A 16,183-nucleotide genomic window follows, 5' to 3' on the forward strand; every position below is an offset into this window, starting at 1 on the left:
CACAGCTGGAGGGGCGGCCCCGCGCTCCACGCTCGCCCCCGTGCACCCCACCTGGCGTTCGTACTGACCCGCGCCCGACAACTCCACGGCGACCAGCTGAGCCCATCGGGCCGCCGGGCCCCGAACCGGCCGGCAGGACAGCGGGCCTCCCGGGCAACCCCACGCCCACGACCTCGCCCCCGTACACCCCGGTCCACCCCTTGGCACCGCCCCGCACCGCCCCGCACCGCCCCGCACCCGCTCACCCTCCCGGGGCGCGGCATGGCTGAAAAGCGCCCATGCGCCCATGCGCCGGTACTCCGGTACTCCGGCGCGCCTCTGGCGGCCTCGTACCGGAGCAGGCGCTTAACCCGTACGACACGCTGAAGTGGCCGTGCGGACCGGCGGGCGGTGGCCTGTACGTAGCAACCGCACCAGGGGGACACCAACCCGACTCGCAAGGGCGTACCCATGCACCGAACCGGACCCTGCCGCCGGATAACCGCACGCATCGCACGCGCCACGCCCACCACACCCGCCGCACTCGCCACGGTCACCCTGCTGCTCCTCGCGCTCACCGTCACCACCGCCGAGCGCGCCGTCGCCGTGACCCGGCCGTCCGATCCCGGCGAACTGACGCTCATCGACACGGCGATGGGCCGGGTGCTGGCGGACAAGGACGGCTACGCGCTCTACCTGCGGCAGGCCGACGCACCCAACCAGCCGGGGTGCACGGGCGCCTGCGCGGTGACCTGGCCCGCCGCGACCGGCCGCCCGACGCGGGCGCGGGGCGTTGCCGCGCCCACCTCGGTGACCCCGCTGAGCGCGGTGGGCAGCACCGAGCGGCAGGTCGTGTTCGGCACGCATCCGCTGTACTACTTCAGGAGCGACCGGCCACGCCGCCCCGAGGGCCAGCATGTGCCGGGCTTCAGCCTGGTCTCGGCGAACGGTACGGCGGTGGCACCGGGCGCCTCGGCGGCGGAGACCGCGTCGTCGACATCGAGGCCGAAACCGAAACCGACGCAGACGCAGACGCGGCCCCCCACACGAACCTCCACACGAACCCCAACGCCGAAACCGAAGACCAGCAAGCCCCCGCCGAAGCCGTCCCCACCCACACCCGAGACACCCAGGACAACGCCCGCCGCCACCCGTTCCCCGGCCCCCGCCACCGTCGGCGCCCTCAGGGTCACCCCCTCCGGCGCGGCCCGTGGCGGCGCCGACCACCCGGCCGCCGCCGCGACGGCCGTGCCCCCGTCCGGTCGCTCGGCCGTCGCCGAACTCGCCCTCGCCATCGGCGCCACCGCCGCCGCGTCCGCCGGAACGATCCTGCTGGTGCGCCGGCTCCAGCGGCGTGCGACGGGCGGGGAGCACTGACCGCGAACCGGGCGGACGGAACGGACCAGGCGGGCCAGGCGGGCCAGGCGAGCCGGACGAGCCGGACGAGCCGATCAACCAAGGCGGTCCTGGTGCTCTTCACCTCGGCGGTCCTCTGCGCGATCGCCGCCGTACTCCTGCACCTGCACCTGCTCCCCGACCGCCGCATACCGCCCGCCCCCACAACGGCCCCCGCCCCCGCCGAGCCCCGCGTCGTCCAGGTCCCCGACACGGCCTCCGCGCCCGTACGGCTGCGCATCCCGGCGCTCGGCGTGAACGCCGGCGTGCTGCCGCTCGCGCTCGGCGCCGACGGCCGGCTGGACGCGCCGGGCTTCCGGCACGCGATGCGGGTCGGCTGGTACGCGAACGGCCCCCGCCCCGGCGAGCCGGGGCCCGCCGTGCTCGTCGGCCACCGCGACGCCCCGGCCAACCCGGGCACCGCCCCCGTACGCAACGGCCGGGACGACATCAAGAACGCCGTCTTCGCCAGACTCGGCAGGCTGCGCCCCGGCGACCGGGTCGAGGTGGAGCTGGGAGACCGGCGGCGGGTGCCGTTCCGGGTGACGGCCGTGGACACGTACCGGACGGAACGCTTCCCCACCGAACGGGTCTACGGCCCGACGCCCACCCCACAGCTGCGCCTGATCACCTGCGGCGGAGTGATCGACGCCCGCGGCCACTGGGACTCGAACGTCGTGGTCACCGCCGCGGCGCTGCGGTGATGAGCGCGCGGGCCTTCTCCACGACGGGCGGCATCTTTCCCTGCGGCGGGTCGATGTTGGAGAGGATCACGGAGACCCAGCCGCTGTCCGGGTACATCTGCACATCCGTCGACTGCCCCGGGGACCCGCCGCTGTGCCCGACGCCCCACTGCCCGTTCAGCAGCGTCCTCATCGGCCCGTAGCACTGCAACATCGCCCGCGGCCCGGAGCCCGGCCCGGTGGGCAGGGGCGCTCGGCCGGGCGGCGTGACGGCGGGCGGAAACTTCCCGCCGAGCGTCAGCTCCGTGAACGCGGCACCCACCAGCCGCTCCCCCGCCAGCGCGTGCGCGAAGCGCGCCATGTCCCGGCCGGTGGCGAACGCGTCCCCGGCCGGGGAGCCCACGAAGACCTTCTCCCCGACGATGTCCGCCCGCTCTCCCGAGGGCCGGACGGCGTACGGGTGGGCGAGGCGCGGGTCGGTGCGCCACTGGTCCCGGGTGAAGAAGTCCGTGTCGGTCATGCCGGCCGGGCGGAAGACGTGTTCGCGGATGTAGTCGAAGTAGGACAGGCCCGACACCTGTTGTACGAGCGCGCCGAGCACGTGGTAGCCGGAGTTGCTGTAGCCGAAGCCGGCTCCCGGCGTGAACTCGGGCTCGGTGCCCCGGATGAGGTCCGTCGCGGAGTCCATCGCCTCCTGGTGGCCCGACCACGTCTCCGCCGCCGCCCAGAAGCCCGGAATCCCGAACAGGTCGCCGAGTCCCGAGGTGTGGGTGAGGAGATGGTGGACGGTCACCCTGTCGGCGACGCTCCGCGGGAAGCCGTCGAGGTGGGCGCCCACGGTGTCCTCGTAGAAGATCCTGCCCGCCTGGGCGAGCTGCGCGATGGCCGTCGCCGTGAACAGTTTCGTCACCGAGGCCAGCGCGAAGAGCGTCCCGGCACCGTTCGCGAGGCCGCGTGCCTCGTCGGCCGGACCGTACGAGCGGGCGAGCACGGTCCGCTCGCGGTACGCCAGCAGCACGCTGCCGGAGAACGTGCCGGCCTCCGCCTGCTGCCGTACGAACCGGTCGAACTCGCCGCCCGGCCGCAGCGCCTCCGGTATCCCCCCGCTGCCGCTGCCCTTGCCGGTCCCGCCGACGCCGACGCCGATGCCGGTCCCGCCGGCGCCGGCGCCGACGCCGATGCCGACGCCCGCACCGGCGCCGACGCCAACGCCTGCCGACGCCGTGGCCGGAGCGGCGGCGGCCACGCCGGGCCGGCCGGCCACCGCGGCCCCGACGGTGGACGCGCCAAGAACGCCGAGCAGCGCTCGCCGAGTCGTCATCATGAACCTCGCCTGTTTCTCGTGGGTGACTTCGCCGGTTACTGGCCTCCCACTTCTATCCGCGCATCCGTACGAGCCACCGATGACCGGACCATACGAAATCCATATGCCGGGCCCGAAAGGATGGCCCGATGCGGATTCTGCTGGTCGAGGACGAGCAGCCCCTGGCCAAATACGTCGCCGCCGGGCTGCGCAAACACGGCTTCGCCGTCGACCTCGCCCCCGACGGCCGCACCGCCCTGGACAAGTGGGAGTGCGCGACCTACGACGTGGTCGTGCTCGACCGTGACCTGCCCGTGGTCCACGGCGATACGGTGTGCCGTCGGCTGGCGGAGCACGGCGGCTCGCGCATCCTCATGCTCACGGCCTCGGGTACGGTCCAGGACCGGGTCGAGGGCCTGACGCTGGGCGCCGACGACTATCTGGGCAAGCCGTTCGCGTTCGCCGAGCTTCTCGCCCGGGTCCATGCCCTCTCCCGCCGCAGCGCCCCCGCCCGGCCGCCCGTGCTGCGGGCCGCCGACCTCGTCCTCGATCCCGCCCGCCGGACCGCCGAACGCGGCGGGCGGCTGCTGCACCTGGCACCGAAGGAGTTCGGCGTCCTTGAGCACCTCATGGCGGCCAGGGGCGACGTGATCAGCGCGGAGACGCTGCTGGAGAAGGTGTGGGACGAGCACGCCGACCCGTTCACCAACGCCGTCCGCATCACCATCGGCACGCTGCGCCGCAAGCTCGGCGATCCGCCGCTCATCACCACCGTGACCGGCTCCGGCTATCGGCTCGAACCGTGAGGCTCCCGCACCTCCCGCGCCCCGCCCACCTCCCGCGCCTCCCGCGCCTCGCCCACCTCCCGCGCCTCGCAGGCCCCCCGCACCTCCCGCACCTCCCACGCCTCCCACGCCTCCCACGCCTCCCACGCCTCCACCTCACCGCGCGCGGCAGGCTCACCCTCCTGTACACCGGCCTGGTCCTGGCCGCCGGCGTGCTGCTGACCGGTCTCACCTACCTGCTGATGAGGCAGCACCTCGGCATGCGCCTCACGACACTCGTCCGCCTACCCGTCCCAGCCCCCGGTCCCGGTCCCGACCCGAGCGCGAACCCGAACGCGAATCCGCCCCCTGCCCCGGACCCGGAGCCCCTGCCCGACCTGCGGCTCCCCCCGCCGGTCGACAGCCTCCGGGACCTGACGCTTTCGGCGTTCCTCACCCAGTCCGCGATCGCGCTCGCCGTGGTGACCGTGCTGGCCGCCCTCTCGGCCTGGCTCGTGGCCGGCCGCGTGCTGCGCCCCATCCGTACGATCTCCGCCACCGCCCGGCGCCTGTCCGCCGAGAATCTCTTCGAACGTGTCCCGGTCGGCACCCCGGCCGACGAACTCACCACCCTGTCCGCCACGATCAACGGCATGCTGGACCGCATCCAGCACGGCATCGCCGAACGCGACAGGGTGCTGCACAGCCAGCGGATGTTCACCGGCAACGCCGCCCACGAGCTGCGCACCCCGCTGGCCACCATGACCACCGCCATCGAGGTCACCCTCGACGGCGAGCCGAGCAGGGCCGAACTCCTCGCCATGGCAGCGGATGTCGAGGCCGAGGTCGCCAAGAGCCGGCGCATCCTGGACGGCCTCCTGCTCCTGGCCCGCAGCCAGGCGGGCTCCACCACCCGGCGCCCGGTGGACCTCGCCGGCCTGGTGACGGCCTCCCTCGGCGCCGCCGCCGACGAGCTGAGCGCCCGCCGGCTCACCACCCGCACCGAGCTGGGTCCCGCCGTCGCCCTCGGCGAAACCGTCCTGCTGGAGCGGCTGGTGGACAACCTCGTCGACAACGCCGTACGCCACAACCACGCAGGAGGCCACATCGAGATCGTCACCGGCACCTCGGGCACGGAGGCGTTCCTGCGTATCGCGAACTCCGGACCGGTCATCGCGCCCGACGAGGAGGCCCGGCTCCTGGAGCCCTTCGTCCGCGGCGCGGGCGCCCGCCTCCACGTCGAGGGCGGCACCGGCCTCGGCCTCTCCATCGCCCAGGCCGTCGTCACCGCCCACGCGGGCCGCCTGCTCCCCACTCCACGCCCCACCGGCGGGCTCACGCTCTCCGTCCACCTCCCGGCCGCCGACATCGGTGTCGCCGGTGCCGGCGGTGCCGCCGGTGCCGGGATCAGCCACCAACCGCCTTAGCGGCCCGGCGGAAGCGCCGCCCCGCACCGCGCCCGTCAAACCTCGCCCAAGCCGCCCTCAGGCTGCCAGGTTGTTGTCGTCCGGCCGCTGCTCCGGGATCCCCAGCGGGCGCGTACCGCCGAGCGCGCCCGTCCCCGCCGCTCCGCCGTCCGTCTCGCGCGCGGCCTTCGACCGTACGAGCGGGGCGAGCCGGGACGTGCGGGCGACCGCCGAGACCAGCGGGGTGAGCAGGGCGAGTGCGAGGGGGGTGAGCAGCAGCGCGACCGCCGTGCCCAGGGCGAAGCCGCCGATGACGTCGGTCGGGTAGTGCACGCCCAGGTAGACGCGGGTGAAGCCTTCGAGGAGCGCGAGTCCGAGCGCGAAGAGGCCGAACCTGCGGTGGACGATGAAGACGCCGGCGCCGATGGCCATCGCCATGGTCGCGTGGTCGCTGACGAACGAGTAGTCGGTCTTCCCCGTGACCAGGACTTCAAGGCCCTTGTGGTCGAGGAAGGGTCTCGGCCGCTCCACGAACCCCCGGATCGGGATGTTGACCAGCAGCGCGACGCCCGCCGCGAGCGGTGCCCAGAGGAGCCCGGCGACGCCGGTGACCGCGTCCTCGGCGGATCCGCTCCTGCGCACGCTCCACCAGGCGCAGAGGACGACGAGGACCAGCGCGATCATGATCCCGTACTCGCCGGTGAACTCCATGGTGCGGTCGAACCACGACGGGGCGTCCTTGGCCAGGCCGTTGATGTCATAGAGCAGGCTGACATCAGGGTTCGACCCATCCAGTACGAGTCCAGCCATCTGCCGCGGCCCCTTGTCTCGATCTCTCCCGCGCGCGGCACACTTCCGCGTGCGTCGCTTCCGCCAACCCCCTTGGTCGGTACGGAAAATGCTGCGTAAACATGATGTGTAACGTGATGCGTGAAGTTGTGCGTAACGTGCTGCGTAAACATGCTGCGTGATCCATACCGCAGCCCTCGTCCGGGGAACGGGCCACACGCCGCCCGCGTTCCAGCCGCTACCGAAAGATCACCATGCCGTTATCGAAGAGTGACACATAGTCGCGGGTCAGGCTCGGGTCAGGCTTCGGGACGGCTCTCGGGAAGGGCGGTGGGGAGCGATTTGGCGCCATCCTCGGTCACCCGGGTGGCCCCGAAATAGTCCGGAGTGTCGATCTTGTCGAAGCGAATGACCGACCCCGTATAAGGCGCGTTGATCATATAGCCGCCGCCGACATAGATTCCCACGTGCCGGATCAGCCGTGAATTAGTGAGATCGTCGGAGAAGAAGACGAGATCACCGGGGAGCAGTTCATCCCGTGCGGGATGCGCGCCGGCGTTGTACTGATCGTTCGCCACCCGCGGCAGCTCGATCCCGACCGTCCGGTACGCGGCCTGGGTCAGCCCGGAGCAGTCGAACCGCCCTCCCTGGTCAGCCGTGCCGTTCCCGCCCCACAGATAGGGCGTCCCGAGCTTCTGCTGGGCGAAGTGGATCGCGGAGGCGGCCTGCTTCGACGGCGCCACCCGCCCGACCGGCGCGGCGAAGCTCTGCTCCAGGGTGCGGATGATCTTCACGTAGTTCTGCGTCTCGCTGTACGGCGGCACGCCCCCGTACTTGATGACGGCGTACGCCCCCGCGTTGTACGCCGCGAGCATGTTGCTGGTCTGATCGCCCGGCACGTCCTTGACGTACCCGGCCAGTTCGCAGTCGTACGAGGCGGCGGACGGAATCGCGTCCTCCGGGTTCCAGATGTCCTTCACGCCATCGTTGTTGCCGTCGACGGCGTGCGCCGCCCAGGTGCCGGGGATGAACTGCGCGATCCCCTTGGCGTTGGCCGGACTCTGCGCGGTGGGGTTCCAACCGCTCTCCTGGTAGAGCTGCGCGGCCAGCAGGGCGGGGTTGATGGCGGGGCAGAGGTTCCCCCACTGCCGCACCAGCGGCTGGTACTTCGCCGGCACGGCCCCCTTCGCCAGCCCCACGCTCTGCCCGGCGGCCCCGGCCAGCCCCGCGGCGGCGGAGTACGTCCCGATAACGAGCAGGGCGACGAAGCTCGTCCCCAGCCCGCCGACAGCGGCCACGACCACCCATGCCTTACGCACCGTCAAACACCCTCCGCGTCAGGGCTACCGCCGCCCGCCAGTGTAGGCGCGACAGGGCCCGAACCCGAAGAGGTGACCGCGTGACCGTAAAGGTGTAACAACGACAGTCATTGCCCAAAGTCACGCAGCGTGATACACAGAGTAACCATACGCGGCCCCGTATATCCGATCCGTACCAGGTCAGCGCACCGACGTCGGTCATACGTGCGGGGATCGGGTAAAGAGAGCAGCCAAGCGGCATACGTGGCTGGATCCATCAGCGAAGATAGAGCGTGACCCGTGCCATGGGGGTGCGGGCGAGAACGACCCAACAGGGGCGGTGAGTTACATGTACCTGGCGGCCGAGAAGGGCGACATCACCACCATCATCGGTGGCATCGCACCGAACTGGGGGCCTTTCGGAACTCTGGGGAACGAGGCCCGCATCATGATCGAGGTGGTGATGGCCGTGGCCATCCTGCTCTGCCTCGGCATCGCGATCTGGGGCGCGGCCAAACAGCGGATCGGCGCGACGGCGCTGCGGGACACGTTCAGCGCCGAGCAGGGCAAGGGCCTGATCGTCGCCGGGCTGACCGGAGTCTTCATCATCGGGTCGCTGGGCACGCTCTTCACGATCGTGTACGGCATGGCCGTTTAGCCCCGCGACTCAGCCCGCACCCCGCGGCCCACACCCCCGGGTCCGCACACCCCGGACCGCACCCGGCCCGCGCACCCCGTCCCCCATCCCTGTCCCCTTCAACACCACCCGTCCGTCGCGCCCAACGGCTGAGGTTGCGTCTCCCTGATGTCCCTGATGTCGAGTCACCACACCGCGCCCGCGCGGCAACCAGCACGGCTACCGTCGTACTACGCGGGCATCGCAGGCAACGCGGACCGGCACACGGCTGAGGGGGCGTACCCGGCATGAGCTTCGGCGACGACCACGGCTACGGCGGGGATTCCGGCCGTAAGGACGACCGCTTCGGCGGTACGGGCCAGACCCGTACCCGCCTGCCCGACGGCAGAACCGGCGACCCGTACGGCGACCCCTACGACGGCGCCCGCCGGCCGCCCCGGCCCTCACGCTCCATCATCACGGTCATGGGCGTCGTGGTGCTCCTCATCGCGGCCATCGCCTTCGCGAACCGCGGCGGCCAGAACAGCGGCGACAACCCCACGACCCGCTCCGCCACCGGCCCGGACGCCACCGACCCGACCGCGGCCTCCGGCGTCAAACCCGTCACCGGCAAAACCGGCACCATCCCCTCCGGTTTCGCCCGCACCGAACAGGGCGCGGCCAGCGCGGCGGCCAACTACGCGGTGGCGCTCGGCTCGGACGGCATGTTCGACGCCGCAGGACGCGACACCATCATCCGGGCCACCCACGATCCCGCGAAGGCCGACGCCCTGCTGAGCGACCTCGACGGGGCCTACTCGCCCGCGTTCCTGGAGAACGTCGGGCTCACCAAGGACGGTTCGCCGCCCCAGGGCCTCACCTTCGTCTCCAGAACCGTCCCCATCGGTACGAAGGTCATCAAGGCCGGCGCCGACGCCGCCACCGTCGAGGTGTGGTCCACCGGACTGGTGGGCCTGGCCGGCGAGGGCTCCACCAAGCCGGTGACCGAGAGCTGGTTCACCCTCACCGAACAGCTCCGCTGGATCGACGGGGACTGGAAGATCTCCTCGTCGAGCCAGACCCAGGGACCCACGCCGGTCAGCAGCGGCAACCGGGCCTCCTCCGCGGACGACATCGCCCAGGCTGTGCAGGGATACGGAGGCTTCACCTATGCCCGGTAGCCAGACGGACGCTCCACGGACATCCCGTCACCCCAGCTTGCGCGCGCGCCTGCCGCTGTCCCTCGCGGGCGCCTCCGCACTGATCGTCACGCTGGCCACTCCCGCCGCCGCCGAACCCACGCCTTCCCCCTCCCCCTCACCCACGGCGAGCGCCAGTGAGAACCCCTGCGAGCTGATCCAGGGCCTGGCCAGGGACTACTGCGAGGACGGCGCGAAGGCGGGCACCAACGGGGGCGGTACGAACACCAGCACCCTCGAAGCCGGCGACCCCCTCGCCTCCCTCGCCCGGGGCTGCGCGGACGCCGCGTACTGGATCGTCGGCAAGCTCAGCGCCGCCGTGAAGGAGACCGCCAACGTCGACTTCACCAACCCGTCCTTCCTCCGCCAGTACGCCGTCGTCTTCGCCGCCTCCACCGTCCTCACCCTCGTCCTCTGGCTCCTCGCCGTCGCCAAACGCGCCATCCGGGGCGTACCGCTCACCACCGCGCTCTCCGAGGCCATCGGCTTCCTCTGGCTGACCGTCCTCGCCTCCGCCTTCACCCCGCTGATCCTCTACACCGTCGTCTCCGCCACCGACAGCGTCACCGAGGTCGTCTCCTCCGCCACCGGTGGCCAGACCGACGTGTTCTTCGGCGGCTTCGCCGAAGCCCTCAAGAAGGGCGACAGCATCGGCGGCGGCCCGATCATGCTGATCGTCGTCTCCCTCGTCTCGATCCTCGCCGCCGGCGTCCTCTGGCTGGAGCTGGTGATCCGGGCCGCCCTGCTGTACGTCGGCGCCCTCCTCGGCACCGTCGTCTACGCCGGGCTCGTCGACAAGAACATGTGGGGCCACGTCCGCCGCTGGGCCGGCATCATGATCGCCGTCATCATGGTCAAACCGGTCATCGTGATCGTCCTCGGCCTCGCCGGCGCGCTCTCCGCCGACGAAGGCCCCGACGCCCTCTCGGCCGTCGTCTCCGGCCTCTCGATCATCCTGCTCGCCATCTTCGCCTCCGCGATGATCTACCGCTTCGTACCGGGCTTCGGCGACGAGATCGCCTCCTCCCGCACCAACCGCAAGCAGGCCACCGACGGCGCCCAGGCCGCCGCCATGATCAGCTCCCCCGCCGCCCTCGTCTCCCAGGGCATCAAGACGCACAGCAGCCGCGGCGGCGGCCAGAGCGACAGCGGCGGTGGCGGCGGAGGCGGCTCCCGGCCCGGCAACACCCTCGCCGGCGGCGTCGCCGCGCACAGCTCGCGCGGCTCCACATCCGGAGGCGGGACCGGCGGCGGACATGTCCCCTCCGCCGCCCCTCCGCCCCGTAACAGCAGCCCGACCAGCGGCACCCCGCACAGCTCACGCGGCTCGGGCGGCGCACGAGGTTCCGGCACCGGCAACAACAGCACAGGAGGTGGCGGGCGTTGACCACACAGTCCCATCCGATCGCGCCCCGCCGTACGTATCTCATCGGCCGCGCGCGGCCGAACGCGATCGTCGGCAAGAACCGTGAAACCGGCGAGATCGCCCTGATCATCGCCGGCGCCTTCGTCGGCATGATGTGCGGACTCCTCGTCCCCGTCCTCTCCCTGCGGATCGTGACGCTCACCGGCTTCCCGATGCTCGGCCTCGCCGCCGTATACGTCCCGTACAAGCAGCGCACGTTCTACAAGTGGTTTGAAATCAACCGCAGCTATAAGCGCACGCTCCGGCGCGGCACCACCTACCGCTCCGCGGTCATGGAGGCGGGCACCCGCTCCGACGGCCGCGAGGTCGAGATCGGCCCGCCCCCCGGCATCGGCCGGATCAACTGGCTCGCCGCCCCCTTCGGCCCCGACGAGATCGCCGTCCTCCTCCACGCCGACCGCCGCACCGTCACCGCCGCCATCGAGATCGAGGGCCCCGGCGTCGGCCTGCGCGACAGCGAGGACCAGGAGGCGCTTGTCGACCGCTTCGGCACCCTCCTCAAGCACGTCGCCAACGGGGACGGCTTCGTCACCCGCCTCCAGATGCTCGCCCGCACCCTGCCCGCCGACCCCGACGCGCACGAGAAGGACGTCGCCCAGCGCGGCGACACCAAGGCCCCCGGCTGGCTCCAGGACTCCTACGACCAGCTCCAGTCGATGGTCTCCACCTCCAGCGAGCAGCACCGCGCGTACCTCGTCGCCTGCATGCACTACACCCGCGAACTCGCCGCCGAGGGCTCCGCCATGGCCCGCGCCGCCCGCCAGGCCACCGGCACCCGCAAGCTCGACCGGGACGCCGGCCTCGCCGTCGTCATGGCCCGCGAGCTCACCGACATCTGCGCCCGGCTCGCCGAGGCCGACATCCGGGTACGCCAGCCCCTCGGCCAGGGCCGGCTCTCCTCCCTCGTGCACTCCATGTACGACCCCGACCACCCCATCGACCACATCCAGGCCATGACGAAACGAAACGCCTGGCCGGCCGAGCTGGACGCCATGGAACCCACGTATCTCCAGGCCAAGACGCGGGAGTCGTCCACCCGCGCGCCCTGGTGCCACGCCACCGCCTGGGTCAAGGAGTGGCCGATGACGCCGGTCGGCGTGAACTTCCTCGCCCCGCTCCTCGTCCACACCCCCGACGTGATCCGTACGGTCTCCGTCACCATGGACCTCGAACCCACCGAGATCGCCATCGAGCGCATGCTCACCGAGAAGACCAACGACGACGCCGAGGCCAGCCGCGCCGCCAAGATGAACCGCACCGTCGACCCGCGCGACATCGCCGCGCACGGCCGGCTCGACCAGCGGGGTGAAGATCTCGCCAGCGGGGCGGCCGGAGTCAACCTCGTCGGGTACATCACCGTGTCCTCCAGGTCCCCGGAGAGCCTCGCCAGGGACAAGCGGACGATCAGGGCGTCGGCCGGCAAGTCGTATCTGAAGCTGGAGTGGTGCGATCGCGAGCACCACCGCGCCTTCGTGAACACCCTGCCGTTCGCGACCGGCATCCGCCGCTAGCTCCGCCGCCGAACCGCAGCCGAACCGCCGTCAGAACCGCCGCCGAACCGCCGCCGTAACGCAGCCGAACCGCCGCCCAACCGCCGCCGTACCGCCGTCAGAACCGAAAGGGGCCTGTGGTGCGAGATCCGCTGACCATCCTCACGGACGCCTTCACCGGCTTCCTCTTCGGGAAGGTGGAGACGACCCGCCTGCCGGTCCGTACGTCCACGGGCCAGGCCCAGGCCGTCTATCTGCCCACCGCCGCCCCCGGACTCGGCGACTCCGGCGTCATCATCGGCCGGGAGGTCTACAGCGGCAAGGGCTACATCTACGACCCCTTCCAGCTGTACGGACAGCAGCTCCCCGCCCCGCACTGGCTGGTCCTCGGCGAATCCGGCAACGGCAAGTCCGCGCTGGAGAAGACCTACGTCCTGCGCCAGCTCCGCTTCCGCGACCGCCAGGTCGTCGTCCTCGACGCCCAGGGCGAGGACGGCGCCGGCGAGTGGAACCTGATCGCCCAGGAGCTGGGTATAACCCCCATCCGGCTGGACGCGATGGCCGCGCTCGACCACGGCATCCGGCTCAACCCGCTCGACCCGGCGATCACCACCACCGGCCAGCTCGCCCTGCTCCGTACGATCATCGAAGTCGCCATGGGCCACGGCCTCGACGAGCGCTCCGGCTTCGCCCTCAAGGTCGCCCACGCCTACGTCAACGAGACCATCACCGACCGCCAGCCGGTCCTGATGGACATCGTCGAGCAACTGCGCCACCCCGAGCCCGAGTCCGCCCTCGCCATGAACGTCGACCTCGACGACGTACGGGCCTGGGGCCTCGACGTGGCCCTGGTGCTCGACCGGCTGGTCGACGGTGACCTGCGCGGCATGTTCGACGGCCCGACGACCGTCGGCATCGATCTCGACGCCCCGCTGATCGTCTTCGACCTCTCGCACATCGACCGCAACTCGATCGCCATGCCGATCCTGATGGCGATCGTCGGCGTCTGGCTGGAGCACACCTGGATCCGCCCCGACCGCAAGAAGCGCATCTTCCTCGTAGAGGAAGCCTGGCACATCATCAACTCGCCCTTCGTGGCCCAGCTCTTCCAGCGCCTCCTGAAGTTCGGCCGCCGCCTCGGCCTGTCGTTCGTCGCCGTCGTCCACCATCTCTCCGACGTCGTCGACGGAGCGGCGGCCAAGGAAGCGGCGGCCATCCTCAAGATGGCCTCGACCCGCACGGTCTACGCGCAGAAGGCCGACGAGGCACGGGCGACCGGCCTGGTCCTCGGCCTGCCCCGGTGGGCCGTCGAGATCATCCCCACGCTCACCCCCGGCATCGCCGTCTGGGACGTCAACGGCAACGTCCAGGTCGTCAAACACCTGGTCACGGAGGCGGAACGGCCGCTCGTCTTCACCGACCGCGCCATGACGGAGAACTCCGCCGCCTCCAACGCCTCGGACGCCGCCGACGCCTTCGCCCTGGGCGGCGGCGAACTGCCCGCGGACATGAGGGCCGCGGAGTGGGAGGCGGAACAGCAGACGGCCCTGCTGGAGAGGCAACGCCGGTTCGACGAATCCTCCGAGTCGACGGTGGCATGACATGCCGGCCCCGTACGACAGCAGGGACAGCAGGGGCAACCGAGGCGCCCACGACACCCGCCGCAACGCCCAGGGCGGCATCCCGGACGGCCTGCTCGTCGGCCTCCTCGGCTTCCTCCTCGGCCTGACGCTCCTGGTCTGGACGGCCACCGGCCTGGCGGGCCTGTTCACCCACGGCGCCTGGCCGCAGGGCGTGACCTTCACGCGTACCCCGATGGCCATGCGCGAACTCGCCGCCGCCCCGCACGACCTGCCGGCGGCCTGGCCGGACACCCCGCCGGCGGCGCTGTCGGGATACGGGCTGTTCTGGGGCCTGCTGATCAGCCAGCTGATGGTGCTGATCGTCCTCTCGGTGTTCGCGCTGGGGGTCACGGCCCGCTACCGCGTGGTACGGGCCCGACGCCGCGAGCAGCCGCCGGAGCCGACGGAGAGCGCGCCGGTGGAGCACGTATCGGTGGAGCACGTACCGCCGACGCCCATCCCCCTGGCAAAGCCGACCCCACCCCCACCCCCCGAGCCCACACCAGCACCGGCACCAACACCGGCACCAACCGCCACACCGGCCTCCGAACCGTCGCTCTCCGTACCGTCACCGCGCGTACGGTACGGCGACCCGCGCGCCCGCCGCCCGACGGCCGTGCAGGCCATCCTCGACGCCCAGGGCCCGGCGCTCGTCGTCACGTCGAATCCGGCCGTATGGGCGGAGACCAAGGACACCCGGGCCAAGCTGGGCCCCGTCCTCGTCTACGACCCCGGCCACCTCTGCGACACCCCGTCCCGGCTGCGCTGGTCCCCGACAGCCGGCTGCGAGGACGCCGCCACGGCGACGGCCCGGTCCCACGCGCTGCTCGCCCCCGTACGCCCCAGAGCCCTTCTCGACGCGGCGATGGCCGACACCGCGGAGACGCTGCTGCGCTGCTGGCTGCACGCGGCGGCCGTGGACGGCAGACCGGTGAAGCAGGTACTGCGCTGGGCCCAGGGCAGCGGCGCGCAGGAGGCCGTCCGGATACTCCGCACCCACCCGAACGCCGCCTCGGGCCTGGCCGGCCTGCTCGAATCCGCCCTCACCGCACACGCCGAACGCCGCGAGGTCGCCCAGGAGCTGACCGCCCGTGCGCTGAGCGCCCTGTCCTCGGTCCACATCCGGGACGCCAGCACACCGAACCGAACTGATTCGCTGACTTTGGATTCTTTCGTCAACGAGGGGGGCACGCTCTATGTGGTGGGCGAGCCGATCGAAGATCCTCGTTCCCGCCCGGGTGCGATGCCGCTGCTCACCGCACTCACCTCGCACGTGGTCGAGCACGGCCGCCGCATGGCCGCACGGTCATCTGACGGTCGGCTCGACCCACCAATGACGCTCGTCCTCGACGACATCGCCGCCGTGGCCCCGCTCCCCCAGCTCCCGGAGCTGCTGACGACGGGCGAACAGCAGGGCCTCCCGACCCTTGCTCTCCTCCGCTCCCCCCAGCAGGGCAAGGACCGCTGGCCACGCCACGAACTGCACGAGCTGTCGAGCTGAGGCAGGCTATGGGCGCGTGATCGCCAACTCCAGCTCGCTCAGCAGCGGATCGTCCTCCAGCGGCACACCAACGCCGGTGGGGGCGAACCCGAGCTTCAGATAGGCGGCGTGGGCCCGCTGATTCCCTTCGTGGACATAGAGCCGTACGCGGCCCAGCCGGGGATCCTCCACCGACCACGCCCAGTCGAGTGCGGCCCCGACCAGCGCGCCGATCAGCCCGGTGCCACGGTGCTCAGGACGTACGTACACGCCGATGAGATGGCCCTGCGCCCGCTCGGACACGTTGCCGAAGAAGTCCCCGGTGCCGGCCTCCTCGACCATGACGGCCACCGTTCCGATCCAACCGCCGTCAGACGCCTCCGCCACGAACTGCCGGATGTGAGGACGCGCGGCACGCTCACGCCAGTGGTCGTCGGAGTGCGCGACGGCCTGCTCATACGTCTCCAGGAACGCCAGCGGCGCCGCCGGGTCCTGGAGCGAGACAAGGCGCAACGCCTTCGCCTCGGCCCACTCGTCGGGCCGTACGGCGCGAATCGTCACGCGGTCCATATCGTTCATGAAGCAATCCTCCGCGCGGACCGCACAGGTCCGCAACGCAGTTACCGCCCGAACGAACCGGTCCTGAACGCAGAAATGCCCCGCACCAGATACCTGGTGCGGGGCATTCCCACAATAATTGTTCGGCGGCGTCCTACTCTCCCACAGGGTCCCC

General features: G+C 71.6%; 14 protein-coding genes. 10 read left to right on the top strand and 4 right to left on the bottom strand.

All coding sequences use genetic code 11. The features are described from left to right. Positions 1–450 precede the first annotated feature (450 nt). Positions 451–1,356, top strand: a complete 906-nt coding sequence (locus AB0389_RS34775; RefSeq protein ID WP_366399557.1) for a hypothetical protein — start codon at positions 451–453, stop codon at positions 1,354–1,356. Between the two features lie 92 nt (positions 1,357–1,448). Then, positions 1,449–2,078 carry a sortase gene (locus AB0389_RS34780; protein WP_366399558.1) on the top strand — a complete coding sequence of 210 codons (630 nt, stop codon included), beginning with the start codon at positions 1,449–1,451 and terminating at the stop codon, positions 2,076–2,078. On the opposite strand, the gene AB0389_RS34785 is transcribed toward AB0389_RS34780, so the two are convergent. Further along, entirely contained in the window at positions 2,056–3,378 is a 1,323-nt protein-coding gene (locus tag AB0389_RS34785) for a serine hydrolase domain-containing protein (RefSeq protein ID WP_366399559.1), read from the bottom strand. The genes AB0389_RS34780 and AB0389_RS34785 overlap by 23 nt on opposite strands. A gap of 131 nt (positions 3,379–3,509) precedes the next feature. On the opposite strand from AB0389_RS34785, the gene AB0389_RS34790 reads away from it, so the two are divergent. Together AB0389_RS34790 and AB0389_RS34795 are read left to right on the top strand one after the other, a co-directional pair. Continuing rightward, positions 3,510–4,166, top strand: coding sequence for a response regulator transcription factor (locus AB0389_RS34790; protein WP_366399560.1), 657 nt, complete (start codon positions 3,510–3,512; stop codon positions 4,164–4,166). Continuing rightward, the gene (locus AB0389_RS34795; protein ID WP_366399561.1) at positions 4,163–5,551 is read left to right on the top strand and encodes an ATP-binding protein; all 1,389 of its coding nucleotides are present in this window, start codon (positions 4,163–4,165) and stop codon (positions 5,549–5,551) included. Before AB0389_RS34790 ends, AB0389_RS34795 begins: the two co-directional genes overlap by 4 nt. Before the next feature lie 57 nt (positions 5,552–5,608). Here AB0389_RS34795 and AB0389_RS34800 read toward each other — a convergent pair whose 3' ends face one another. Together AB0389_RS34800 and AB0389_RS34805 are read right to left on the bottom strand one after the other, a co-directional pair. Further along, on the bottom strand, positions 5,609–6,340 hold the full coding sequence (locus AB0389_RS34800; RefSeq protein WP_366399562.1) for a phosphatase PAP2 family protein: 732 nt from the start codon (positions 6,338–6,340) through the stop codon (positions 5,609–5,611). Positions 6,341–6,618: 278 nt separating this feature from the next. Further along, the gene (locus AB0389_RS34805) at positions 6,619–7,638 is read right to left on the bottom strand and encodes a bifunctional lytic transglycosylase/C40 family peptidase (RefSeq protein ID WP_366399563.1); all 1,020 of its coding nucleotides are present in this window, start codon (positions 7,636–7,638) and stop codon (positions 6,619–6,621) included. 328 nt (positions 7,639–7,966) lie between these two features. On the opposite strand from AB0389_RS34805, the gene AB0389_RS34810 reads away from it, so the two are divergent. The 6 genes from AB0389_RS34810 (at position 7,967) to AB0389_RS34835 (ending at position 15,471) form a co-directional block, all read left to right on the top strand. Beyond that, the gene (locus AB0389_RS34810) at positions 7,967–8,275 is read left to right on the top strand and encodes a hypothetical protein (protein ID WP_030353484.1); all 309 of its coding nucleotides are present in this window, start codon (positions 7,967–7,969) and stop codon (positions 8,273–8,275) included. Positions 8,276–8,541: 266 nt separating this feature from the next. Then, complete coding sequence (locus tag AB0389_RS34815; RefSeq protein ID WP_366399564.1) at positions 8,542–9,414, top strand: hypothetical protein; 873 nt, start codon at positions 8,542–8,544, stop codon at positions 9,412–9,414. Next, positions 9,404–10,819, top strand: coding sequence for a hypothetical protein (locus AB0389_RS34820; protein WP_366399565.1), 1,416 nt, complete (start codon positions 9,404–9,406; stop codon positions 10,817–10,819). Before AB0389_RS34815 ends, AB0389_RS34820 begins: the two co-directional genes overlap by 11 nt. Then, positions 10,816–12,369, top strand: coding sequence for an SCO6880 family protein (locus AB0389_RS34825; RefSeq protein WP_366399566.1), 1,554 nt, complete (start codon positions 10,816–10,818; stop codon positions 12,367–12,369). The genes AB0389_RS34820 and AB0389_RS34825 overlap by 4 nt, the downstream gene beginning before the upstream one ends. Positions 12,370–12,488: 119 nt before the next feature. Beyond that, positions 12,489–13,949: an ATP-binding protein gene (locus AB0389_RS34830; protein WP_366399567.1), complete on the top strand. Its 1,461-nt coding sequence runs from the start codon at positions 12,489–12,491 to the stop codon at positions 13,947–13,949. 1 nt (position 13,950) lies between these two features. Beyond that, positions 13,951–15,471: a type IV secretory system conjugative DNA transfer family protein gene (locus AB0389_RS34835; protein ID WP_366399568.1), complete on the top strand. Its 1,521-nt coding sequence runs from the start codon at positions 13,951–13,953 to the stop codon at positions 15,469–15,471. A gap of 6 nt (positions 15,472–15,477) precedes the next feature. Here the strand turns inward: AB0389_RS34835 and AB0389_RS34840 are convergent, their stop codons facing one another. After that, positions 15,478–16,020 carry a GNAT family N-acetyltransferase gene (locus tag AB0389_RS34840; protein WP_366399571.1) on the bottom strand — a complete coding sequence of 181 codons (543 nt, stop codon included), beginning with the start codon at positions 16,018–16,020 and terminating at the stop codon, positions 15,478–15,480. Positions 16,021–16,183: the final 163 nt, after the last annotated feature.

This window comes from Streptomyces sp. NPDC093109, from assembly GCF_040701725.1.
Lineage (GTDB): Bacteria > Actinomycetota > Actinomycetes > Streptomycetales > Streptomycetaceae > Streptomyces.